We start from the raw sequence: 24,351 nt of genomic DNA, 5'->3' as shown, positions 1-24,351 counted from the left end.
GAAGGTCGGTTAAACTGTTGAAAGCAGACCTTGGTAATATTCAACGATGTCTTTTACCGTGTTCTCGATGACAAAACGTTCCTTCACGCGCTGAATGCCCTTCTGGCCCATAAGCTCGCGCTCTTCCGGATGGTCAAGCATCCAGCGGACCGCATCAGCAAGGACCTCCGGTTTGCCCGGCTCAATGAGCAGCCCGGTTTGACCGGGAACGACGATTTCTACAGGTCCGCCTTCGTTGGATGCGATGACCGGCAGGCCTGCCGCCATCCCCTCAACGATGACCTGCCCGAAAGGCTCCGGGGTGATGGAGGTATGCACCAGCAGATCGGCCGAAGCCATCAGCGACTGAACGTCCTCCACATGGCCCAGCATAAATACATTGTTCAGCCGGTTGAACTGCATGTAGTCCAGCAGCTGGTCCTTATAGGCTTCTTCTCCAAACAGCGCATCCCCGGCGAGCCAGAACTTCACCCGCGGGTCGTCCTTGAACGACTTGGCGGCTTCCAGCAGCACATGCTGGCCTTTCCAGTGAGCCAGCCTTCCGACCAGCAGCACGTTAAAGGTTTGATCGTCAGGTCTTGCAGGAGGGCAGTCGCTGATCGCTTTGGCGAATGCCGAATAGACGACCAGCGTCTTCTTGGACTTTGGCAGCTCCAAGGCGTTTAAAGTGGAATTCGAGTTGGCGATAACGCCGTTTGGCAGGCTCCTAGACATGAGCCGGATGGCCTTCGCGACAACCGGCTTCAGATAAGGCGCGCCGATGTGGTCTCTGATATGCCAGATGAGCGGCACGCCCGCGCTTTTGGCGGCTACCGCGCCGTACAGGGCGGATTTGAGCGAATTGGTGTGCACGCAGGCCACCTTCTCCTCCTTGAGCAGCGGTGCAAGCTGCCTTCCATAACGGAGCAGCTTGAGCGCCGCGCCTGCTATTCCGGGACTTAAGGCATTCCGTCCCCTTGTTCTGACGCGTTCATCCAGCGGCACAACGCGGACGTCGATGCCGCGCTCCCGCAGTTTGTCTGCAAGCGCCCCTTCCTCTGCGAGGATGACAAGGGGCTGAACCTCTTTTCCAACATTGGTTAACAGATTGAACAAGGCAACTTCGCCGCCGCTCCATTTGGCGGTATGGTCGATATAAGCGACTTTGATCATCCGGACACCGCCTCCTTCTCCAGCGTTTCAAGAAACAGTTCCTGCACCTGATCAGCAACGCGCTCCCAGGTGTATTTCTCCAGCACATGACTGCGGCACGCCTCGCGGTCCGGCAGCAGACGGCGGTTATCCAGCATCCGGATCAGGCCGTCCGCGATGTCTGCGCTGTCCGTGCTCTTGAACAGAAGCTCCGGACGGAAGGCGCTCAGAATTTCGCGGTTGCCGCCGACCGGAGTCGCCATCACCGGCAGCCCTGCTGCCATCGCTTCGACCGTAATGAGGCCGAAGCCCTCCAGCGCCTGGGTCGGAACGACGAACAGGTCGGCTGCCTGGTAATAAAGCGGCAGCTGCTCGTCGGGAACGTAGCCGAGCAGGCGGACTTTATTCGACAGCCCGTAGTCGGCGATCCGGCTCTCCAGCTCGGCCCGGAGCGGACCCCGGCCTCCGATCAGGAGGATCGCGTTCGGGAACTGGGCCGAAACCTTTTTCCACGCGTCCAGCAGCTGCAGCAGCCCCATCCGGTTAACCAGACGCCGCACGGTAAGCACTGTTGTAGCGCCTTCCGGCAGGTTCAGCTGTCTGCGGACGGACAGCCGGTTTGGAGCTGGGGTAAAGCGGCTGATGTCCGCCGCTCCGGGTATGATCGAAATTTTATGCAGCGGCACGCCGTATTGGGCATGCAGAATATCACGGAACGTTTCGCTGAGGACGATAAATTGATCGGCCAGACGATAGGCCTTGCGTTCAATCGCTTTGGCGATCGTCGTCTTGACCCGGTGCTGCAGCCCCCGGCCTTCGATCTTCATTTCTTCATTCCATGGGCCGTGAAAGGTCATGACAACCGGGATGCCCCGTTTCTTCGCTTCAATGGCCGGCCCTACGCCGTAAGGAGCAAAGTGGGAATAAAGCACATCCACCTTCTCCTGGTTCATCTTCTCCGCTGCCAGCTTCTGAAAGGCATCCTTCCGCTTCCAGATCGTCATTCCGGGGTTCGCGGCCAAATGAATATCCATGCCTTCCGGGGCATTTGGCTTCTCTGCGCTGCAGATCAGCGCCTGGAGCCGGTTCCGCTGGGCAAGCTGCTCACACACCGATTTGAAGTAGGTATTCAGACCGCCGGGCTGAACCGATGGCCAGCTCATTCCCGTTGTCATGACGTTCAGGTCGTTATTGTACGGCATAACCCGTCTCCCCTTTCTTCTCAGCCTCTGCTTCGGCCCTGACAGGCTGGTGCTGATCAAGGCGCTTGCGGGCTGAAGTCAGTTCATAGTGCTTGAAGCAGGACAGAAATTCATAGAACATCCAGAAGATGGCGACTGCAAAACCGGCAACCCCTTTGCGGTACAGCCCATGCACAAAATATTTCTGCACAAACCGCGCCGGAGGGCGGACCAGCAGATTGAAGATCCGGAACGGCTTGCGTTTGTTCAAAGCGGTCTGGGCCTCCAGATCCGTATATTTATTAAAGCGGTTCACATGATCGTTAATGCTGCGAAAGCCGTAATGCCACAGCACACCGCTCAGCTTCGCGATTTTGTCTTCCTTGACATCGGGCATTTCGTGAACGAGAGAATCCGTAATTTTGTAGGCGCGTCTGTTGTAGAGCCGGACCAGATATTCTCCCCTGTCAAGCCAGCGTCCCAGAAAATCGCCGATCCGGTAGACCGAATAAGCGGCTGAAGGATCAGACAGCCCGGGTTTCAGTGTAAGCAGTGAGGCAGCCAGCTTCGGATCGACCACCTCATCCGTATCAATGACAAAGATCCAGTCATAAGAGGCCTGATGCTCTCCAAACTGCCGTTGTTTGGCATAACCGGGCCAGGCGTTCTCATAAACCCTGCACCCAAGCGCTTCTGCGGTGGCAATAGTGCCGTCTGTGCTCCCTCCGTCAACAACCACGATTTCGTCCGCAAAGGCGCGGCATGAAGCTATGGCATCAGGAATTCGCTGCTCGTCATTCTGGGCGATGATGACGACTGAAATACGGTTGTCTTTCGATCCTTCGGTCACAGGATGCATGGCTTGTTCTCTCTCCTTTCTACACGTTCACTGATTTTTTGCGCAGTGTGGAATTCATGGTGCTCCGCAGCCACTTGATGTCCTCCCGGGTCACCCACAGCGGCGGAATTTTCATTTTTAGCGAGTACTTGAAATTCAGCAGGATAAATATGAACCGGATCAGCACGGAAGCAAGCATCGCATATCCCGCGCCAACCAGACCATAACGGGGAACCAGCAGGAACAGCATCGGTACAACAAGTACCAGCCCGAGACCCTGCAGCAGCGTTACGACTTTCGGTTTGCCGAGCGCCATAAAGGCCTGCGCCAGAACCATCGTGCCCCCGCCAATCGCGATCTGCAGAAGCAGCAGGCGGAAGACGGTGAGCGCCTCCTTGAATTCAGGCCCGTACAGCAGGGTCAGCACATAAGGTGCAATCAGCATCAGGACCAGCGACGCCAGAAGCGTCACGGCTGTACTGATCCGGAAGGCGCGGAACGTAATGTTGACCGCTTCCTGTTTGTCCAGGCCGCTGGCTTTGGGGAACAGCACGACGATGATGGAGTTCGAGAACACATTGACCATCTTCGCCAGGCTGACCGCCACTGCGTACAGGCCGAGATCCGCCGGACTCAACAGCCCCGCGATGAGAATCTGGTCAATGTAGTACGACACCTGGCCCATCAGATCATTGCCGTAAGAGCCCAGCCCGTAAGTGAACAGCCGCTTGAAGTTATCCAGGCTTACCTTGAGCTGTTTGCCGTAAATGCGGAGCATGCGCACCGTCATCGCAATGTAGAACGGCACGGCCGGCAGCAGATAGGCGGCCGCCGACGTATGGGCATTCATGGTGCCTGTCAGGATGAGCGCAGCCAGGATCAGCATGGTGGTCAGCGGCACAATATAACGGAGCCTGTTGTACCGCTTATAGTCATCCCTTACCTGAAGGATTGCGTTGTTGATCTGCGAGATGACGACAATGGGACATAAAATCATCGACCACTGCGCGAACAAAATGACGTCATGATTGAACGACTTCAGCCAGAAAGGGAGCACGATCACGCCAATTGCCGTAGCCGCCAGCCCGAATCCGATACCCATGACCAAAGCTGTGGCATAAAGCCCGCCTTCCTGCTCCTCCTTCTTCTTGGCGTTATAAACCAATGCCGAAGGAATACCGAAGGTCATGCAGAAGGCCAGAAACTGCGACCAGTTGACCATAGCGGTCTGCTCGCCCCGTCCGGTCGGCCCCAGAAACCGTGCGGTCAGCACTCCGGTCAGCATGTTGATGACCAGAATGAAGATGCTGAAGAACATTGTCTTGAGCGCCGCCGAGCTGTGGGCTTTGCTTCTCGCAAACCGGCCGAACGTGCTGAACACGCTTCTACCGGGGAACGACTTCACGTTGGACTGCTCCAAAGCCGTTCACCTCCTTTCGCTGCCGCACGGCAGTTCCGGCTCCCAGTCCGATGCCGATCAGCATCCAGATCAGGTAGCCGCGCATGCCCGGGAAGCCGTTATCCGAGAACAGGCTCGCTGCCGCCCCCGCCCATACGGCGAGGGACAACCTTGCATACAGCTGTTCCGGGCCTTTCTGCAATACCGCGGAAATGATATTTTTCAGTAAAAATACAAGGGCTCCGAAGAAGCACAATCCGCCGGCAGCCCCGAAGGTCAGCAGCAGGGCCAGGAAGCCGTTGTCCATAATCCCGTATTCCCCAAGCTCGCCGTCATTGCCGAGCTTTGTTCCGGTTCCGACGCTGCCCAGCCCCTGCCCCGCCGGGTTATGTACCACCATCGGAAGCATCGTATTCAGCAGATCCAGCCGTTCATTATAGGAATGATCCTCTTCAATCGAACCCAGCGTCTGCATCCGGGCCGTCAAGCCCTCCGCTCCAGGCACCTTGGGCAGCGCCCAGGTCACGACCAGCGCGATGACGGCCAGCTGCAGCAGCGTTCTCCACTTGCGCTTGGAGGGGGATGTCGCGATATAGACCAGAAGCATGACCATAATCATCAGCCAGGAAGACCGGACAAGCGTGGTCATCAGGCAGAAGGCGACCAGCAGGACGCCGATCCAGCTGAAGCTGCCTCTCCAGCGTTTCTCCAGCACCATCGGCACCAGGGCGCAGGCCAGAAATCCGGCTGCCGGCCCCGGGGAATTCAGCGTCGAGAATACTCTGACCTCCAGCGGCTCAGGCGTACCGATCGAGTTCATCTCTACATGGGTCATCCAGAAGGCGTCCCAAGGCGGAACAACGAGGTACTGCACAATCCCGTAAATGGCGACGAACACGGCTATATTGGCGTAACCGGACAATATTTTATCCGTATCCTCAGCGCGGAACCGTTTGATTGAAAAGAACGGAATCAGAAGCAGCGGAACCGCATAGTTGGCCAGATCGTACACAAAGCTTGTTCCGTTCCTCGCAAGCCCGATTACACTTCCGTACAGAAGCGCTGCCCCGAAATACAGCAGCACCCTTCTGCCGGGTTTCTCCATCAGGTGAATGCCCCGCAGCACCGGAATGATCGTCATCGCACTGGCCAGGAGCGGTGCCAAGCTCAATACGGACACGGAAGTATACTCTCCGCCCATCCAGTCGGTCACCCTTCTGACCTCAGGACCGATTGCCCAGACGAACAAACTGTAGGTCACCAGATGTCTGGAACCGGCAAGCCCGAGCATAAAGGCCGGAAACACAAGCAGCAGGAGCAGCGCTCCCTGCTCGCTCATGGAAGGGCTGAGCTTGGCGCTTGCTGAGCCGATGATAAATGCCAGAAGAACACAGGCAGATGCAGTTGCCGCTGAAATCCAAGGGGAGCCTGCGCTGCCCCGGAACAATTGGGTAAATGGTCCAAATGATCTCATTACGGCCTCCCTTTCCCGGAGTCAGGGCGGCTTTGCCTTATAACCCGCAGCTTCCGCCAGCCGGCATATAGACAAATACCGATGAGTGCCCCTCCCGTATCCAGTAAAATATCCTCCGGATGAGGTCCCCGGTCTTTGACAAAGATCTGGTGGAACTCATCCATCGACGCATAGCCTGCTGCTGTCAGCAGAGTGGCAAGGACTGCCATCATAAATCCGGCATGCAGGAAAGACTGAACCGCCCAGATCAGGCAGAAGCCAAGGATGCTGTACTCCAGCAGATGAGCGCATTTGCGGAGCAGAAATTCCGCGATCGCTGCCGAGCCGTCCGTCTTCCCGTTCACGGTCAAAGAACCGTAATGAATCGTCATTTGGGACAGGCGGCGGCTGATCCTTCCGTCCCCGAGCCATTCCGTCAAGGGCCGCTTGATGGACTGCTGCTCGTAGGACTGGGAGGAGAAGATGAAGATCAGCAGCATCACCGCTGCGGGAAGCCAGAGCATACGGGCCGGTTTATTCATGATCGTCCGCGGACGTCATCTCCGCCGCCTCCCTTCTTCGTCTCCCGTGTTTGAAATACTCCTTCATCAGCATGCCGGCAAACTGGGAATCGTCAATGAGATACCTCTTCCAAAGCCTGCGCGGCTCCTGGGCCAGCCTCCAGAACCATTCGAAGCCTGCCTTCTGCATAAAGTCAGGAGCGCGCTTGACCGAGCCCGACAGAAAGTCGAAGGTCGCGCCCACACCGATGGAGACCGGAGCCCGGTATTCCAAATAATTGCGGTAGATCCATTTCTCCTGCTTGGGAGCCCCGACTCCGACAAACACAATGTCCGGCTGGGCTTCAATCAGCATGCGGACAATGTATTCATTCTCCTCGGCGTTCTTCTCAAAGCCGTAAGAAGGTGAATAGCAGCCGACCACATTAATGCCAGGATACTGCTGCTTCAGATTTTGGGTTGCCAGCTCCGGCACCCCGCTGGCCGATCCGAGGAAGAACAGCCGGTACTTCCGTTTCTCGAAGTCGCTGCCGAGCCGGTGAAAGAGATCCGAGCCCGACACCTTCTGCTTCAGCGGGCTGCCGAGCAGCCGGGAAGCCCAGATAATCGGCATGCCGTCTGCAACGATGGCTCCTGCCTTCGAATAAACATGCCGGAACTCCGAATCCTTGCGCAGCTTGATGAGGTGATCCACATTGCAGGTCAGAATATAGGAATGCTTCCGGTTCTGGATGGAATAGTCGATATACTCCAGCAGATCGGAGAAATCATAATTATTGAAATTGACATCGAACAAATTTACTTGGCTCATCGTATCACTTCTCTTTAAGAGGAATCGTTTGACCCAGGTCTGGTATACCGGTACAAACCGTTTAAATACCAGCAGAACGGGATGACAGACTGTACAGTCGACAAGGTATTGTCAGAGAAAGAATAGATCAGGAACGCCAGAATCAGCCCGAAGTAGTAAGGCTTCATAGGGGCCGGCAGCGCCTTGAAGATCTTGTAGAACACGATCAGCAGCGACAGGAACAGCAGGCTGGCGCCGACAAACCCGGTATCCACATAGAACCGGATGTACTCGTTATGCGGAACGACAAATCCGGCAAACAGGCTGCCGTCATTCGCTACCGTTACCGCTCCAAGCCCCCTGCCCGCCAGTGAATGTCCATCCACCGTGTTCAGGAAATAGGTCCAGGCCTCTGAACGCCCCGACAAATCTATCGCATCGTCCGTCGACCGCTCAAATGAGCGTTTCTTCATGTTGTTCCACTGCAGCAGCACTGCCGCGCCGATGACCAGCACTGCCCCGCCCAGCGGAAGGATGAGGTGGGCTTTGCCTTTCAAATATTCGCGTGCCAGGTCGTAGAAATAGTAAAGAGCCAGAAATACCATGGCCAGGATCGGTCCCCGGGTTCCCGTCCCGATCAGAATGGCGAAATTAATGACCATCACCGTATAGAAAAACTTCGGGTTCGCCCCGCTCCGCTTCAGCTCTACAAAAGGAATCGCTGTCCCCAGGAAGGCGAGCATTGCCAGATGCGGCGGAATATTGGCCCCCTGCAGTCTGACAGCGCCGGTAAACTCGACGTCCAGCAGGCTGTGCATATGGAGCACCTGCAGTACGGCGCCGACAGCAACGCTTACGGCCGGCAGCAGGCAGATAATCTTCATCTGCCGCTCGGCTACTTCCTTTTTCCATTTGATCAGAAGGAAGAAGAACGGCAGCGAAAGTCCGATAAATGACTTCACGGCAATCGAAGTGGTCAGCGGCGGCAGCCAGGTCGAGAAGAAGAAGGTAATGACCAGCAGACCGATCAGTGCCAGGACCGGATACACAAATTTCGTCGAAATGCCGTAGATGAGGATGCACGGTGCCAGCAGCGCCAGAATCCCCAGCTTATACAGGGATAAGATTTCAATTCCGAATACCGAGCCGCTGTAAAGATAATCGACGGACACCGCCGTCGACAGCAGAACGATATAACTGATCCGGTGCGGATGCCGGATGGTAAAAGCCAGCAGGAGAACCAGAAGTGCGCATATCGCGCATAACCCCGGCTGATAGATCACTGCACCGCCCAGCAGCAGCGCAGACAGCAGGATCATCAGCCCCGCCCCGACCAGATATAAATTCCGCCTTCCGGTCCACCATTCGTTGATCATTGCCTCTTCCCACCTTCACTCTGTGCCCGGTTCCCGTCCGCGTCCAAGCACGGTATGCAGGGTTCCGCGGATGCTCTCCATTCTGCATTCATTGAGCAGTCTTCCCGTTTCGTCTCTGGCTGTCAGCCTGCTGACCGAGACATACAGTACCTTGGCGGCCGTCTTGCCCAGCAGAAGAAAGGTCGGCCACAGCCCTTCCCGCTTCATTCCGTTTGAGATGCCCTGAAAATAATACCGCTTCATAATCCATTCTTTATTCAGCCGGCTGGAGGGCACGAAATGCTCGACCTCCATACGGGGATGATAAATAATTTTGCCGCCGGACCGGCGGATCTGGTCAAAGACCCAGGTTTCCTCCCCGGACAGCAGCAGCTGGCCCCTGCGGCCCAGCTCAAGGGGGAACATCGCCTGGTCAAATACGCTCTTGCGCATGGCCATATTCGCTCCGTACGGATGCAGGGACGGCGGGTACTCCTTGATGGAATCCCCTAAATCCACGATGGTGTACGGAAGCTCGAAAGGCCCGGACAGCCAGCCGGGGCGTTCACTTTCGAACAGGGGATGGATTTTGCCGCCCATCGCCGCCGCCTCCGGCCTGCTGGAGAATGTGGACCCTATAACCTCGATCCAGTCCGGCGCCGGTATAGCATCATCATCCAGGAACGCGACGATCTCGCCCTTGGAGGCTGCTATTCCGGCATTCCGCGCGGCCGAGAGTCCCTGCGTCTGCTCAAACACATAGCGGCAGGGCGCCTGCAGCCCGCCTTGGCTGATGAATTCCTCTACCATCTCAGCCGTGTTGTCCGTTGACCGGTTATCCACGACGATCACTTCCGCGTGCTCCAGACCGCTTAGCTGCTTAAGCGACTCCAAGGTTTTGCGGAGCAGCACAGCCCGGTTGTAGGTGCATATGACAATCGACAGCGAAGGCACGTTGCCGTGAGGCATGAAATCCACCCTACCTTCATAAAATTTTCCGTTATTTTCATAAAACTGCATTCATAGATCAAAACGTTTAATACGCATCTTTGGAAAGAATCATTCTGTAAGCCGTCAGAAAAATAATCTTGATATCCAGCAGCAGACTGCGCTTACGGATGTAAGCCAGATCCATCTGCACCATCTCTTCAAAGCCTACGCTGTTCCGTGCGCTGACCTGCCAGAAGCCCGTGCAGCCCGGTGTCACTGTAAGGCGCTGCTTCTGGTAGTCTGTATACTGAGCGACTTCATCAGGCAGCGGCGGCCGTGGTCCTACGAGACTCATGCTGCCGGTCAGAACATTCCAGAGCTGGGGCAGTTCATCAATACTGGTCTTGCGGAGAAATCTTCCGGTGCGCGTAATGCGGGGGTCGTTCTTCATTTTAAACATCGCTCCGCTGACCTCGTTGTACTTCAGCAGATCTTTCTTCAGCTCCTCGGCGTTGGATACCATGGAGCGGAATTTATACATTTCAAAGGGACGTTCGTCTTTGCCAACCCGCGTCTGCTTGAAGAACACGCTGCCCTTCGGGTCTTCTACCTTGATGCAGATAGCCGCGATCAGAAACACCGGGGCCGTCAGCACCAGACCGATGCAGGCAAGCAGAATATCCAAAACCCTTTTGAGAAACAGATATACCGGGCTTGGCCCCGCCGCCGCGTCTTCGTACCTTTTGTAAAAAACGTTCTGCGCAGGCATGGCATAATCCATCTCTTCAGGAAGGTTTGGCTTAGGCATGCTCATTTATCGCATCTCCTCTCAACCGATGATGGTTGTTCGTTGTTCCATCCGCTCCATCCATTCCGCCATTGCATCAAGTACCGGGTAACGCAAATCTTCGCTCTGCATCGCAAATTCCAGCGTCGTCAGAATATAGCCAAGCCGTTCGCCGACATCAAACCGGGTGCCCTCAAAATCATAAGCATAAACGCGTTCGCTCTGGTTCAGCTTCTGAATCGCGTCGGTCAGCTGGATCTCGCCGCCAACGCCTTTTTCCTGGAGGTCAAGATACTTGAAGATCTTTGGTGTAAATACGTAACGGCCCATAATAGCCAGGTTGGAAGGCGCCGTTCCCGGAGCCGGCTTCTCCACGAAATTGCTTACGCGGTACAGACGATCCTGCTGGAAGTCAGGCTCAATGATCCCGTAGCGGTGCGTCAATTCATCCGGCACAGTCTGTACGCCGATCACCGAATTCTGCGTTTCCTCATACTGTTCGATGAGCTGGCGCAGGCAGGGCTTCTGGCCGGTAACGATATCGTCTCCGAGCAGCACGCCAAACGGCTCATCCCCGATAAAGCGGCGGGCGCACCATACAGCATGACCCAGTCCCTTCGGCTCTTTCTGGCGGATATAGTGAATATCCACTTTCGCCGAGCGCTGAACCTCCTTCAGAAGCTCAAGCTTGCCGTCCTCAAGCAGCCGGGATTCCAGTTCAAACGCGTTATCGAAATGGTCTTCGATGGCGCGCTTCCCTTTGCCCGTTACGATAATAATGTCTTCAATTCCGGATTCAATCGCTTCTTCCACAATGTACTGAATGGTCGGCTTGTTAATGATCGGGAGCATCTCTTTCGGCATCGCTTTGGTTGCCGGAAGAAAACGGGTGCCAAGACCAGCTGCCGGGATGATTGCCTTCTTAACCTTTTTCATCGTATACCTCCCAAATGGTTCAATTATTTGACCTGATTCATCGCGATTCCGAGTACATTTACGCCGGCCTGATCCATATATTGTTTCGCCTTGCGGACAGCTTCGCGCTTGGTGCGTCCGTAGCGGACGACCAGCACGGCCCCGTCGGTCAAGGAAGCGAGCACACGGGCATCGGTATAGCTGAGCACACCCGCCGAGTCCAGCAGCACGATGTCAAACTGCTGCTTCAGCTTCGACAGCAGCTGGCCCATCCGTTCATTGCTGAGCAGCTCTGAAGGGTTCAGCGGCTCCGCACCGCCTGTAATGATCGACAATCCTGGCGTGGAGCCGGGGCGAATGACCGCTTCCGCTTCAACCGATCCCATCAGGTAATCGGCAAGGCCGTTGCCGTTCTTCAATCCGTACGCTTTGTGAAGCGCCGGCTTTCTTAAATTTGCATCAATGATGCAGACCCGTTTGCCTTCCTGGGCAAAGGAGACGGCCAGATTGGCCGCAAGCAGTGTCTTGCCTTCCCCTTCGTTCGCCGAGGTCAGCATGATCACCGTTCCTTCACCGCTGCTCCGTAAATGCTGGCGGATAAAGACCCGAAGTGCCCTGACCGATTCAGCGGCTGTAGAAGCCGGGTTGCGTTCCAAAATGAGGCTGTCATTTAATCGCAGCATAGGACGGTTCCTCCACTCTTCCGGTGATTGCCGCAGAAGGCTTGGCGGCCTGCTTTCTCGTGATCATCGGCACGCTTGCAATGACCGGAACGCCAAACCACTCTTCGGCTTCCTTCTCCGTACGCACCGTGCTGTTGATGCTCTCGAGGAACAGGATGACGCCGATGGCTGCCATTAAAGAAACAAAGAAGCTGATCAGCAGATTCATCATGACTCCGCCGTTGGAAGGACCGGGCTTATGCTCGGTGTCCGCTGCGGTCAGCAGCTTGACGTTATCCAGATTCATCAGCGACGGAACAGAGTTCATGAAAGTGGCCGACACTGCGTTCACAATTCCCGCAGCTCTCGTATAACTCTCGTCAGTCACCTTCAGGTTGATGACCTGGCTCTTCTCCGAAACCTTCACTTCCAGCTCCTTCGCCAGCTCGTCCTCGGTAATTCCCAGCTGAGGATAGTTCGCCGCAACATCGCCCATAATTTTCTGGGATTCAATGATTTCCTTGTAGCTTTGGACCAGATTCAAGCTCGTATTGACATCGTTCAGATTATTGCCCTGGGCGGGATGGATGTAGTTGACGATCAACTGTCCTGAAGCGGTGTAAACCGGGGTTACAAACGTCCGGCTTACGTAATAGGTCGTTGCACAGGAGATCAAGACGAACACAAAGATTATCCACAGCCTTTTTTGGATTAACTGGACATAATCCAAAATCGTTTTTTCCATCGGTATCCCCCTTACTGTTGTCAGCCGCTCATTCTTGCCGAATCAGTCTGCCCGAAACGGATCCTTGCAGCTGCTCTTCCTTACCACCTGTTATTGATGTATCTAATTCTAGCAATTGCATGTGAAATTACATGACTCCTTGGATTACTTTGGGGTTAACTTTCGTAGAAAGGAAAATGCTACTTGTGAACATGGAAAAAGTATACTTTTGTGGTATGGAAATCAGGGGTCCAAACACAGGGGTAAATGTAAGCGCTCCCTTAGAGCGGCGCGGGTTTGAGCTGTTTTGAGACCCATATCCGGGCCCTTCGTCCCGAAATAAAAACGGCGCGGATGAAGAGCATCCGCGCCGCATTTGTCCCCCTCGGGAGACAAGTCTGAATCTACTATTTTTTGTCAGAAAACTGTTTCCCGATTTGTCATATATTTGTCGCTTCGTACTTACATAATCCGATGGAATTGGCATACAGGGCCGCCTGAGTCCGATCCGCCACCTGCAGCTTCGCCAAAATCTGACTGACGTGTTTCTTGACCGTATATTCGCTGATGAACAGCTTCTGGGCAATCTCGCGGTTGCTGCAGCCATGACCGAGCGAGATCAGCACCTCTTTCTCCTTGGGTGTCAGCTCGTCTGCCGGACTTAACTCATTATCCTGCAGCCTGCTGGTCACCAGACCGGGGTCATAATATTTCCGGCCTTTATGAACCAGATGAATGGCGTAGAGCAGCTCCTCAGGCAGCGCCTCTTTCATGACATAGCCGTCTACCTGAATTTCCTCCGCCCGCTTGAAGTCCTCCCGGCTGGCCGAGGAGGTCAGCAGGACAAATTTGCTGCGCAGGCCCATTCCCCGGGCCGCGACCACCACATCTAAACCGGATTCTTCCGCCAGCTTCAAATCAAGCAGCACCAGATCCGGGCGTGTATTCTCAATAACGCTTAAAGCTTCACGCTTGTTTGTCGCTTCGCCTGCGAACTGAACATCCGGCTGCATGGATATAACGGCAGCCAGGCCCTTCCTTACAAGCGGATGGTCATCTACAATGACGATTTTCATCGTTAAGCAGCCTCCTAAGCGGTAACTTTATTGGTATTCAAGAACGCCGACAGGGATAGTAACTTCAACTTGGGTACCCGAACCAGGAGAGCTGGAAATATTGATATTTCCGCCAAGCGACTTTGTTAAATACTGCATATTCTGCATGCCCAGGCCCCCTTCGGAATCCTTCGCAGCTTCACACTCCGTGTCAAAGCCGCAGCCGTTGTCGGTTATGGACAGCTTGATCAGCTCCGGGCGCAGCGACAGCTCCGTACGGACCAGCTTGGCTTTGCCGTGCCGGATCCCATTGCCCGTTGCCTCCGAAATGATGCGGAATAAGGCCTTCTGGTAGTGATACGGCAGACCGTAATCGTCGCCGCTGACCCGCAGATCAATTTCTACGTCATTCAGTCTGGAGATCGTGTTGAGATGGGAGCGGACGGTGCCCAGCCAATTCTGACCCCCGCTTTTCTTGGAGCTCAAACTATGGATGGTTTTGCGGAGTTCTTTAGCGACCATGGTGGCGCTGTCCTTGATGAGGTCGATTTGCTCTTCCAGCTGCTCTTCCGGCAGCTGGCGCCAGGTTTGCTTGAGCGAATGGGCGGCATAGACAATGCCGAAGAGACTTTGCGAAACACTGTCATGCATCTCGTCGGCAATGCGGTTCTGTTCGTTGATGATCATCAGCCGGTTCTCCGTAACGGCCAGCTCATGTCGTTCCAGGATGATGGAACTGAGCTCCTGGAGCAAAATCAGCTGCTGCGCAAGCCAGCGGTTGACTTCCGTCTTCTCTGACGATTCAAGCCTTACGCCAATCACGCCTACAAAACGGGTATTCATGCGTACCGGCATCAGCAGAAAATCGCCGAAGGGCTCAATCCCCTGGTAGAACGGTTCGTCCTTCTTCCTCCATTCCTCGAGGTGGCTCTCCATATGCTCGAACAGCATCGTTTCTTCGTCTGCGGTCCAGCCGGTCTGGCGGCTGGCAGGAGCCGTTTCACCGGTCCTGGGCGCAAACCAGAAGAAAGCTCTGGGAAGTTTGGTCAGCTTGACGACGCAATCCGCAATAATCTGCCCAATATTCATAATTTCGTGGTGGCTGGCGGTTTCGACAATATGATAAATCGACTTGATATGGTCCAGTGTCTCATTCGTCCGCTCGTTGGCGCGGTCAAGCTCCCGCAGCAGGCGGCCGATCATTTGCATGGCTACGACTACAACAACCAGCGCAGCAAGCAATCCGGAGTTGTTAAACGCAAAGGAGGGGAAATTTTTAGGCTCTAAATCAAAAAAGATATAAAATAACGCGCCGATGATGCCGATATAACTCACAAGAAGGCTCCAGGCGAACCAGGCACTGAGCAGCTCGGACGCCACCATCAGGGGATTCAGCGCATACCACTTGAACGGGCTGTCCATCCCCCCTGTCGGAAACAGCAGAGACACAATAACCGCCATCTCACAGATAACGGCAAGCTGAAGGGCGACCGGATTGCTGGAATAATGACGGTACATAATTACGACAACCGGAACGGTTAACAGGAGCGCCGCAGGCAGCCCTAACCTGATCCATAACGGAACATCTGACGGATGAAGTAAATATACTAACGAGATGAGACACAAAGAACCGTAGCGCGTAAATCTCCATGTCTTTGATTCAAAAGCAGATTTGGTTTTCATCCCACCACCCTATTCTTTTGATTCAGAAACCGGAGTTCGGCTTATGAAGATCATCAGGTTTATTTTGCATGATACCTAAAAAGGAATTCGATAACAACCCCGATTGTTTTCAGAAACCGCTTTCATTCGATATTTAGAATCAAAATTCCTATTCTTTTTTCATTAGTCAGGCCTACTTCTAAATCCTTTGTCCTAGAACCGCTGCGCGAAGGATGACATACTCCAATCTAGTAATCTTTACCCACTTCATTCATTCTATAACCAGCATATTATTAAAAAAGCCGCTCCATTTTGGTCATACTGGTCATACCCCTGTCAAGTAGACAGATGAAAAAAGCTAAGCTGCTAACGCGCACCGATACTCAATCGGTGCGCGTTGTTTTAATTTGGTTTGAAAGCGGTGGTAGTTGTACTCGTAAATATATTCTTCTACGGCTTGCTGAATTTCCGCCCCTGAATTAAACTGGTTGAGGTACAACTTCTCTGTCTTGAGATGCGAAAAGAAGGATTCGATACATGCGTTATCAAGGCAGGTAGCTTTGCGAGAGTGGCTGCCTTTAACGCCGAATGCCTCTAATCGTGTGTTGTACGCCTGAGACGTATATTGGAAGCCCTGGTCCGAGTGGAGCACGGCCTCAGAAACGTCTCTTTTTCTTGTCCACTGCGTAATCGTATCCAGCACCAGTTGGACATCGTTACGTTCAGACAACTTCCAAGCGACAATCTCGTTGTTGAATAGATCTTGAATAACGGACAAGTAATGGAAATTCGTTCCGTCGGAAATATAAGTAATATCAGTGACCATTTTTTGCTGCGGTGCCGTAGCATGGAATTGTCGTTTTAAGCGATTTGGATACACAACAGAAGGTGTGTAATTGGACTGTTTTCGTTTCCTCCGTATGACCGATTGGATCGATAATTCTTTCATGATCCGCCATACTTTCTTGTGATTCACATTGTAGCCTGCCTCCCATAAGGCGGTCGTCATACGCGGATAGCCGAAGTAGGGGTGCGCAAAATGAATGGCCATCATGTGTTCCTTGATCTCATGATCCTTCTCTTGCCTTGCAGCTCGCTGAGGCTGTGTGGCTCGCCATTTGTAATAGCTGGCCCGTGGTATCCTCGCAATAGCTAACAGGTCTGTAATGCTGTGCAGGAGGCGTAACTCCTCCATGATTTCATAATTCATTCGTTGGGTAGGCGCTTCTCCTTTACTAGATTTGGATACCGCTTTTTTAAGTAATCCACCTGCGCTTTCAGATAATCTCGTTCTTCCTCGACGCTATGGAAGGACGTGCGTGGACGTCCTTTCAGTGGATTTGGCTCACTTTTACGCTCATCGAACGACTCTCCGTTTTGCCATTTCTTCACCCACACCTTCAGTTGAGAACAGTTCCGAATCCCTTCTCGTTCAGCTACCACCTTGTAGCTTGAAGAACCCTCTACATACGCTCTGACCGCCTTTAATTTGAATTCCTCTGTATACGCCTGAAATGTTTGACCTTTTTTAGCCATAAAAAATATCCCCTCCAAGTGGCACTCGAACCTCCATGATAACATGAAGGTTTTTTTGAGTGTCTACTTAAAGGGGATAATACCATTTCTGGACGGCTTTTTTGTTATACCTTATTTATCCAATTTGTTCAACCACGTTTGTTCAACCACGCTGCTCAGGTGCCGCCCGATCCGGCAGAAGCGCACCGCTGCACCATTTTTCGCCATTTTTCCCGCCTTGCGCGGGACAGGCAGAAGCCTGTCGAATTACGCTCCGTCCGCTGATTGTGCCGAAACCGGAGTGTCGAAGCTTCGTATCCACCTGAACCGGTTCACCTTGACCAAAGCGACAAAACTTTTCAAAATCTGATCTGACTTCAAACAAATAAATACGACATAAGGCGACAGGTTCCAGACAAAAGCCGATAACGCCGCCGACGGCAGAACAATCAGCCACATGAAAAAGGTATCATTATATAACACAAACCGGGTGTCCCCGCCGCTTCTCACAATTCCGGTTAATGCAGGCATCTGGTAGGCCGTGCCGATTACCGTTACGGACAAGACGGTCATGAAATGCAGCGCCAGCTCCCGGCTTCCTTCTGAAATGCTGTAGAACTGGAGAAGATAGCCTTTGCCTGCGTACAAGACCAGCGCCGTGCAGATTCCGATACCAAGATAAAGCAGCTGGAGGGTCTTCGCATAGGGCTTCACCCGCTCTATCCGGCCCTGCCCGATCGTCTTGCCGATCAGAACCGCCGTGGCGCTCGCCGAGGCATAAGTAATAACCGTTACAATTTGAAAAATCGTGGTCGCTATGCTGTTCGCCGCAATCGCCTCAGCGCCCATATGACCCAGAATGACCGTCTGCGCCGCCATCGCCACACCCCAGAGCGTGTTGGACATGAGCACCGGGGAGCCTATGGATAAGTACTGCTTGAACAGCTGCCCGTTAATGGTCAGCAGCTCCCGAAAGCGCAGGCTGATTTTGAGATCAAACCGCTTCAGATAGAGCACGACGATAACCGTCTCAATGATGCGGGCGGCCAGGGTTGCGATGGCCGATCCGCGGATGCCCAGCTCGGGGAACCCGAATTTTCCATAAATAAGGATATAGTTCAGGCATACGTTAATCATCAGCGTAGACAGGGAGACGATAAACCCGACCTTAACCGTCTCCACGCTCCGCAGTGCTGCAAGCAGGATATTGGTGACCGCAAAGAATAAATACGAGAAGCAAATGATGCGCAAATAGCGCTCCCCTTCGGCAATAACCGCCTGATCGCCCGTGAATATGGCCAAAGAGGCGTGCGGGAAGAAGAACACAGCACCCAGCAGCACCGCGCTCAGCAGCACCGAAATCCACAGCCCGATTGCGGCAGCCTGCTTGACGGTCCCGATATTTTTAGCCCCCCAAGCCCGGGCCGATAGAATGACAACGCCTTCACAAACGCCCATCACAAGCATCTGCAGCAGAAACTGGATCTGATTCGCCAGTGCAACTCCGGACAGCGAAGCTTCGCTGTACCCGCCGACCATCAAATTATCGGACAGGTTCACGCCAAAGGTGATCAGATTCTGCAGCCCGATAATCAGCGTCAAGGAGAAGAACATCCGGTAAAACGGCTTCTCCCTTACCCATAAACTCAATGTATACCCCTTCTTTGCTGTAAAAATTCCGCGGCTCGCGGCCTGCGCCCCTGCGCCGCCGCCCGTTCCTTCCACTATAGTACATCCTGCGGCAGATTTGCACTCCTTATTATTTGAGAAAAAAAGACAGCCGGACCGGCCCGGGCATACGCCTTGGCCAATCCGGCTGCGGTCTTGCGAAGCTGCGTTCTTGCGAATTGATATAGTTATTTCGCTTTCGCGGTGCCTGATTACACCATCACTTTGCAGATATCGTTGGTGAATTCCACCGGATCCTGGATCGGCAGGCCCTCGATCAGCAGCGCCTGGTTGTACAGCAGGTTCGTGTACAGGCCCAGCTTCTCCTTGTCGCTGCCAAGTGAAGCCTTCAGGGAGCTGAATACCGGGTGGTTCACGTTAATTTCAAGCACCTTCTCCGCTTTGACGTCTTCGCCGTTCGGCATGGACCGGAGCACCTTCTCCATCTCGATCGTCAGCTCGCCTTCGGAGGACAGGCAGACCGGATGGCTCTTCAGGCGTTTGGAAGCTTTAACAGCTTTCACCTTGTCGCCAAGGATGCCGGCCATGGCTTCGAACAAGTCTTTATTTTCGTTCTCTTCCGCTTCAGCGACTTTCGCCGCTTCATCGGACTCGATGCCGAGATCGCCGCTGGAGACATTTTTAAATTCCTTGTCTTTGTATTTAGCGATCGTCTTGATGGCAAACTCGTCGATGTCGTCGGTGAAGTAGAGCATTTCGTAGCCTTTATCGGCGACCAGCTCGGTTTGCGGCAGCTTCTCAATACGCTCAACCGAATCTCCGGTTGCGTAGTAGATATATTTCTGATCCTCCGGCATGCGGGAGACGTATTCTGCGAGCGAAACGAGCTTCTTCTCCTTGGAGGAGTAGAACATCAGCAGATCCTGCAGGTCCTCCTTGTTCGCGCCAAAGTCGCTGTAAGCGCCGAACTTGAGCTGCCGGCCGAACGATTTGTAGAACTTCTCGTAATTGTCGCGCTCGTCCTTCTGCAGGCTGAGCAGGGTGCTCTTGATCTTGTTCTTGATATTCTTTGCAATCAGCTTCAGCTGGCGGTCATGCTGCAGCAGCTCGCGGGAGATGTTGAGCGACAAGTCCTCGGAGTCGACCATCCCTTTGACAAAGCTGAAGTAATCCGGCAGCAGGTCGCCGCATTTTTCCATAATAAGCACGCCGTTCGAATAGAGCTCAAGGCCTTTTTCATATTCTTTCGTATAGTAGTCAAACGGCGTATTCTCCGGAATGAACAGGATCGCGTTGTACACGACCGCGCCGTCCGCACTGATGTGAACGTGCTTCAAGGGCTTGTCGAAGCCGTATCTTTTTTCAAAATAGAAATTCTGATAATCCTCGTCGGTCAGCTCATTCTTGTTGCGGCGCCAGATCGGCACCATGCTGTTGACCGTCTGCTCTTCGGTGTAATCCTCATATTCGTTCTCTTTACCTTCCACCGCTCTTGACCGGGTGACGTCCATCTTGATCGGGTAGCGGATGAAATCGGAGTATTTCTTGATGATCGCTCTCAAGCGGTATTCTTCCAAAAATTCGTCGTACTGCTCGTCTTCCGTATTCTCCTTGATCTTGAGGATGATGTCCGTGCCGACGGTTTCCTTGGAGGCCGTTTCAATCGTATAGCCGTCCGCGCCTTCGGATTCCCACTTGAACGCTTCGTCTCTGCCGAGCGCTCTGGAGATGACGGTTACGTTATCGGCTACCATAAATGCGGAGTAGAAGCCGACCCCGAACTGGCCGATGATGTTGAAGCCGTCCTTGGCTTCGTTCTCGTTCTTGAACGCCAGGGAGCCGCTTTTGGCGATAACGCCCAGGTTGTTCTCCAGCTCCTCGCGGGTCATGCCGATGCCGGTATCGGACAGCTTGAGCGTTCTGCTGTCTTTATCGGCGGAGATCCTAATATAATAATCCTCTTTGTTGAAGGTCAGGTTCTCATCCGTCAGCGCCTTATAGTAGATTTTGTCGATCGCGTCGCTGCTGTTGGAGATCAGTTCGCGGAGAAAGATTTCCTTCTGGGTGTAAATGGAGTGAATCATCATGTCCAGCAGCCGCTTGGACTCGGCTTTGAACTGCATTTTTGCCATGAGTGGTTCTCCTTTCAAGCTTGTTAAGGTAATGGGTGAAAGTAATGGTTCAAGGTCGTCGTTAGCACTCTTTAAGGAAGAGTGCTAATCCTTTTTCTTATATAGCATTATTAGATTTTTCTGTCAACTTTTCTGTTAACTATGGCAGGTATGCAAAACACGGCTCGGCTGATCTCTCCGAATAATCCGCTGCATATGGAGCCAAAAACCGGACTTTATCCGTGTTGCCAGAATATTCAACTCTGCTATGATGGGTACAAACCAACACACCGGGAGGGCAAAACAGTGGCTTCTTTTGGCATAAAGGACAATGATTTTGTTTGGAACGGAGAACCTGTCCGGATTAGGTCCGGGGCGCTTCATTATTTCCGGGTTGTGCCGGAATACTGGCGGGACCGCCTGCTCAAGCTGAAGGCCTGCGGCCTGAATACGGTTGAGACGTATATTCCATGGAACCTGCACGAGCCGGAGGAAGGGCGGTTTATTTTTGAAGGCATGGCTGACGTTGTTTCTTTCCTGACCTTAGCCGGGGAGATCGGTCTTCATGCCATCGTCAGGCCAAGCCCCTATATCTGCGCCGAGTGGGAATTCGGAGGGCTGCCTGCCTGGCTGCTGGCTGATTCCAATATGAGGCTGCGCACCAGCGATCCGGTTTATCTCAGTAAAATAGAAGCCTATTTCGATGTCCTGCTCCCGCTGCTGCGTCCGCTTCAATGCACGAATGGCGGCCCTATTATTGCCATGCAGATCGAAAATGAATACGGCAGCTACGGCAATGACCAGGCGTATTTGCAGGCCGTGAAGCGGGCAATGGAGACGCGGGGGATTGACGTACTGCTGTTCACCTCCGACGGGCCGGAGGATTTCATGCTGCAGGGCGGGACCCTGCCCGGCGTGCTCGCCACGGTGAACTTCGGCTCCCATCCGAAGGAAGCGTTCGCCAAGCTGCGGAAGTATCAGCCGGAAGGCCCGCTGATGGTCATGGAGTTCTGGAACGGCTGGTTCGACCACTGGATGGAGGAGCACCACGTCCGGACTGCCGACGATACGGCGCAGACGATCAAGGATATTTTGGAGAGCGGCGCTTCGTTCAATTTGTATATGTTTCATGGCGGCACCCATTTCGGCTTCTATAATGGAGCCAATCATGTGAAGGCCTACGAGCCGACCGTCGGGAGCTACGATTATAACGCCCTGCTCAGTGAAAGCGGGGTGCCGACGGACAAATATTTTGCGGTGCGGGAAGTGATTGCGCAGTTCGAGGAGCTGCCGCCTCTTTTGCTCCCGGAACCGATTCCTGCGGCCGACTACGGAACGGTGGCTCTGACAGAGACCGCTTCGCTCTTCGGCTCGCTGCAGGGGCTGTCTGTGCCTGTGTCCTGCGCTTCGCCGGAGCCGATGGAGAAGCTCGGCCAGAACTACGGCTTCATCCTCTACTCCACTACAATAGCAGGGCCGCGTTCGGAGATGGACCTGGTGCTGCAGCAGGTCAGTGACCGCGCGCTCGTGTATGCGGACGGCCGGTACCTGGGCACCGTTGAGCGCTGGGCCCCTTCTTCCCTGCCGTTAGCTGTTCCGCCTGAGGGCATTAAGCTCGATATTTTAGTCGAAAATATGGGCCGCATCAACTACGGGCCGCTGCTGCGCGATCCCAAAGGCATTACCGAAGGGGTTCGTCACGGCAACCAGTTTCTGCACGGCTGGACGATCCATCCGCTGCCGCTTGATTCCGCGTCTTTGAGCCAGTTGAAATACGCCCGATTGGAAAATGAGAAGGAGGAAGGGACAGCGGCCCCGCAGGAGGGAGCTGCTTCCTCTTCGAGCAGTAATCCGGCTGGCAGCCGGGATCAGCAGCCGGCCTTCTACCGGGGAACCTTCGAGGTTCAGCAGAAGGCCGATACCTTCCTGCGGCTGGACGGCTGGACCAAAGGCGTCGCTTATATTAACGGGTTCAATCTCGGGCGGTACTGGAACGCCGGCCCGCAGCGCACCCTTTATATTCCCGCCCCGCTGCTGAAGCAGGGCCGCAATGAGCTTGTGATCTTTGAGCTACACGGCTGTGAACGGCCTGAGGTGTCGCTGACGGACCAGCCGGATTTGGGCTGATTGATCTCTACTTTTTTTCGAAAATAATAGGAGGTTTCGGATATGCCTTTATCTATTCGGGCAGCAGCCCGGATCAAGCCGTCTCCGCGCCAGCTGGCCTGGCAGTCGCTGGAGTTCTATGCGTTTATTCATTTTACGGTGAACACCTTCACGGACCGGGAATGGGGACTCGGCGACGAGTCTCCCTCCCTCTTCAATCCCTCCGATCTGGATGCCCGCCAGTGGGCGGAGGCCTGCAAAGCTGCCGGCATGAAAGGCTTGATCCTGACCTGCAAGCATCATGACGGCTTTTGCCTGTGGCCCAGCAGCGTGACGGAGCATTCTGTCAAAAACAGCCCGTGGCGCGGCGGCCAAGGCGACCTCGTCCGTGAGGTGTCGGACGCCTGCCGGGAGGCCGGGCTGAAGTTCGGCATCTACCTCTCCCCCTGGGACCGGCATGAGCCGAGCTACGGAGATTCGGATGCGTACAACGAATACTTCGTCCATCAGCTGACCGAGCTGCTGACCGGCTACGGCGAGCTGTTCAGCGTCTGGTTTGACGGGGCCTGCGGCGAAGGCCCGAACGGCAAACGGCAGGTGTACGACTGGGACCGCTACTACGCGGTCATCCGGGAGCTGCAGCCCGGCGCCGTCATATCGGTCTGCGGGCCGGACGTGCGCTGGTGCGGCAACGAGACCGGACATACTCGCGCTTCGGAATGGAGCGTTGTGCCGACCAGCCTGCAGGACAACGAGAAGATCCAGGCAAAGTCACAGACTGAAGACGACGGGAGCTTCGCTGGCCGCATCAACTCTGACGAAGACGATCTCGGCAGCCGCAGCATCATCGAACAGGCGGAAGTGCTCGTCTGGTATCCGGCTGAGGTGAATACCTCCATCCGGCCCGGCTGGTTCTACCATGCGTCGGAGGACAATCAGGTGAAATCGGCGGAGGAGCTGATGGAGCTGTACGAGCGCACGGTCGGCGGCAACTCCGCCCTCCTGCTCAACCTGCCGCCGGACCGCCGGGGGCGGATTCACGAGCAGGATGTCCGCAGCCTGGCCGGGCTCGGCGCCCGCATCCGCGCGCTGTACAGCCGCAACCTGGCGGCAGGCGCGGCCGCCAAAGCGTCCGCCAGCCTGGATGCGGAGCATGGCCCGCAGCTTGCGGTAAGCGGGCTCGCGGCAGACGGTTCGGGCGCGGACGGCGGCGGCTGGTCTGCGCCCGAAGGTACCGAGCAGGCCGAGCTCGAAGTTGACCTCGGCAGCGCGCAGACCTTCAACCGCATCGTGCTCCAGGAGCCCATCGCGCAGGGGCAGCGGATTGAGGCCTTCCGGATTGAGGTGCTGGAGGACAACTTGCCGGAAGGCGAATTGCCGGAGGATGCCGCAGCCCATTGGAAGACCATTTACGAGGGCACCGTAATCGGCCACAAGCATATCTGCCGTTTCCCTGCCATCACCGCCCGGCACCTCCGCCTCGTGATCGAGCAGTCGCGCTGGTGTCCGGCGCTGCAGAATTTTGCAGTGTACCATTATGACTTTCAGCCTGACGAAATCTGATTTGCCTCAATAATGAAAACAGCG

General features: G+C 54.5%; 20 protein-coding genes. 2 read left to right on the top strand and 18 right to left on the bottom strand.

The window, feature by feature from the left end; genetic code table 11:
• Positions 1-9 precede the first annotated feature (9 nt).
• The 18 genes from FCN15_RS08660 to htpG form a co-directional block, all read right to left on the bottom strand.
• Complete coding sequence (locus FCN15_RS08660) at positions 10-1,152, bottom strand: glycosyltransferase family 4 protein (protein WP_138494614.1); 1,143 nt, start codon at positions 1,150-1,152, stop codon at positions 10-12.
• Positions 1,149-2,333, bottom strand: coding sequence for a glycosyltransferase family 4 protein (locus FCN15_RS08655; RefSeq protein ID WP_138494613.1), 1,185 nt, complete (start codon positions 2,331-2,333; stop codon positions 1,149-1,151). Before FCN15_RS08655 ends, FCN15_RS08660 begins: the two co-directional genes overlap by 4 nt.
• Entirely contained in the window at positions 2,320-3,171 is an 852-nt protein-coding gene (locus tag FCN15_RS08650) for a glycosyltransferase family 2 protein (RefSeq protein WP_138494612.1), read from the bottom strand. Before FCN15_RS08650 ends, FCN15_RS08655 begins: the two co-directional genes overlap by 14 nt.
• 19 nt (positions 3,172-3,190) lie before the next feature.
• Positions 3,191-4,570: a lipopolysaccharide biosynthesis protein gene (locus FCN15_RS08645; RefSeq protein WP_238996582.1), complete on the bottom strand. Its 1,380-nt coding sequence runs from the start codon at positions 4,568-4,570 to the stop codon at positions 3,191-3,193.
• Positions 4,536-6,023: an O-antigen ligase family protein gene (locus FCN15_RS08640; protein WP_138494611.1), complete on the bottom strand. Its 1,488-nt coding sequence runs from the start codon at positions 6,021-6,023 to the stop codon at positions 4,536-4,538. Before FCN15_RS08640 ends, FCN15_RS08645 begins: the two co-directional genes overlap by 35 nt.
• Positions 6,023-6,544: a VanZ family protein gene (locus FCN15_RS08635; protein WP_138494610.1), complete on the bottom strand. Its 522-nt coding sequence runs from the start codon at positions 6,542-6,544 to the stop codon at positions 6,023-6,025. Before FCN15_RS08635 ends, FCN15_RS08640 begins: the two co-directional genes overlap by 1 nt.
• A complete protein-coding gene (locus FCN15_RS08630; protein ID WP_138494609.1) occupies positions 6,537-7,334 on the bottom strand; it encodes a WecB/TagA/CpsF family glycosyltransferase in 798 nt (265 codons plus the stop codon). The genes FCN15_RS08635 and FCN15_RS08630 overlap by 8 nt, the downstream gene beginning before the upstream one ends.
• Before the next feature lie 14 nt (positions 7,335-7,348).
• Positions 7,349-8,689: an O-antigen ligase family protein gene (locus FCN15_RS08625; protein WP_238996581.1), complete on the bottom strand. Its 1,341-nt coding sequence runs from the start codon at positions 8,687-8,689 to the stop codon at positions 7,349-7,351.
• A gap of 15 nt (positions 8,690-8,704) precedes the next feature.
• Positions 8,705-9,637 (bottom strand): glycosyltransferase, encoded by a 933-nt coding sequence (locus FCN15_RS08620; RefSeq protein WP_138494608.1) that lies wholly within the window; start codon positions 9,635-9,637, stop codon positions 8,705-8,707.
• Positions 9,638-9,704: 67 nt separating this feature from the next.
• Positions 9,705-10,406: a sugar transferase gene (locus FCN15_RS08615; protein WP_138494722.1), complete on the bottom strand. Its 702-nt coding sequence runs from the start codon at positions 10,404-10,406 to the stop codon at positions 9,705-9,707.
• 21 nt (positions 10,407-10,427) lie between these two features.
• Positions 10,428-11,321: a UTP--glucose-1-phosphate uridylyltransferase GalU gene (gene galU, locus FCN15_RS08610; RefSeq protein ID WP_138494607.1), complete on the bottom strand. Its 894-nt coding sequence runs from the start codon at positions 11,319-11,321 to the stop codon at positions 10,428-10,430.
• A 23-nt stretch (positions 11,322-11,344) separates the two neighbouring features.
• Positions 11,345-11,983 carry a CpsD/CapB family tyrosine-protein kinase gene (locus FCN15_RS08605; protein WP_138494606.1) on the bottom strand — a complete coding sequence of 213 codons (639 nt, stop codon included), beginning with the start codon at positions 11,981-11,983 and terminating at the stop codon, positions 11,345-11,347.
• Positions 11,967-12,707 (bottom strand): YveK family protein, encoded by a 741-nt coding sequence (locus FCN15_RS08600; RefSeq protein WP_138494605.1) that lies wholly within the window; start codon positions 12,705-12,707, stop codon positions 11,967-11,969. The genes FCN15_RS08605 and FCN15_RS08600 overlap by 17 nt, the downstream gene beginning before the upstream one ends.
• 419 nt (positions 12,708-13,126) lie before the next feature.
• Positions 13,127-13,762 (bottom strand): response regulator, encoded by a 636-nt coding sequence (locus tag FCN15_RS08595; RefSeq protein ID WP_138494604.1) that lies wholly within the window; start codon positions 13,760-13,762, stop codon positions 13,127-13,129.
• A gap of 27 nt (positions 13,763-13,789) precedes the next feature.
• Complete coding sequence (locus FCN15_RS08590) at positions 13,790-15,259, bottom strand: sensor histidine kinase (RefSeq protein ID WP_238996579.1); 1,470 nt, start codon at positions 15,257-15,259, stop codon at positions 13,790-13,792.
• 502 nt (positions 15,260-15,761) lie between these two features.
• Positions 15,762-16,939 (bottom strand): IS3 family transposase gene (locus FCN15_RS08585; protein WP_420819558.1). Its coding sequence is split into 2 segments (ribosomal slippage): positions 15,762-16,663 and positions 16,663-16,939, totalling 1,179 coding nucleotides; the frame shifts between segments, so codons are not numbered across the junction.
• A 246-nt stretch (positions 16,940-17,185) separates the two neighbouring features.
• Positions 17,186-18,643 carry an MATE family efflux transporter gene (locus tag FCN15_RS08580; protein WP_238996577.1) on the bottom strand — a complete coding sequence of 486 codons (1,458 nt, stop codon included), beginning with the start codon at positions 18,641-18,643 and terminating at the stop codon, positions 17,186-17,188.
• A gap of 155 nt (positions 18,644-18,798) precedes the next feature.
• Positions 18,799-20,679, bottom strand: coding sequence for a molecular chaperone HtpG (gene htpG, locus FCN15_RS08575; RefSeq protein WP_138494601.1), 1,881 nt, complete (start codon positions 20,677-20,679; stop codon positions 18,799-18,801).
• Between the two features lie 285 nt (positions 20,680-20,964).
• Here htpG and FCN15_RS08570 point away from each other — a divergent pair, with 285 nt between their 5' ends.
• The gene (locus FCN15_RS08570) at positions 20,965-22,785 is read left to right on the top strand and encodes a glycoside hydrolase family 35 protein (RefSeq protein ID WP_138494600.1); all 1,821 of its coding nucleotides are present in this window, start codon (positions 20,965-20,967) and stop codon (positions 22,783-22,785) included.
• A 42-nt stretch (positions 22,786-22,827) separates the two neighbouring features.
• Complete coding sequence (locus FCN15_RS08565; RefSeq protein WP_138494599.1) at positions 22,828-24,327, top strand: alpha-L-fucosidase; 1,500 nt, start codon at positions 22,828-22,830, stop codon at positions 24,325-24,327.
• Positions 24,328-24,351: the final 24 nt, after the last annotated feature.

The organism is Paenibacillus pinistramenti (genome assembly GCF_005869875.1).
In the GTDB taxonomy this organism is placed as follows: domain Bacteria; phylum Bacillota; class Bacilli; order Paenibacillales; family Paenibacillaceae; genus Fontibacillus; species Fontibacillus pinistramenti.
This window is presented reverse-complemented; position numbering and strand designations above follow the sequence as displayed.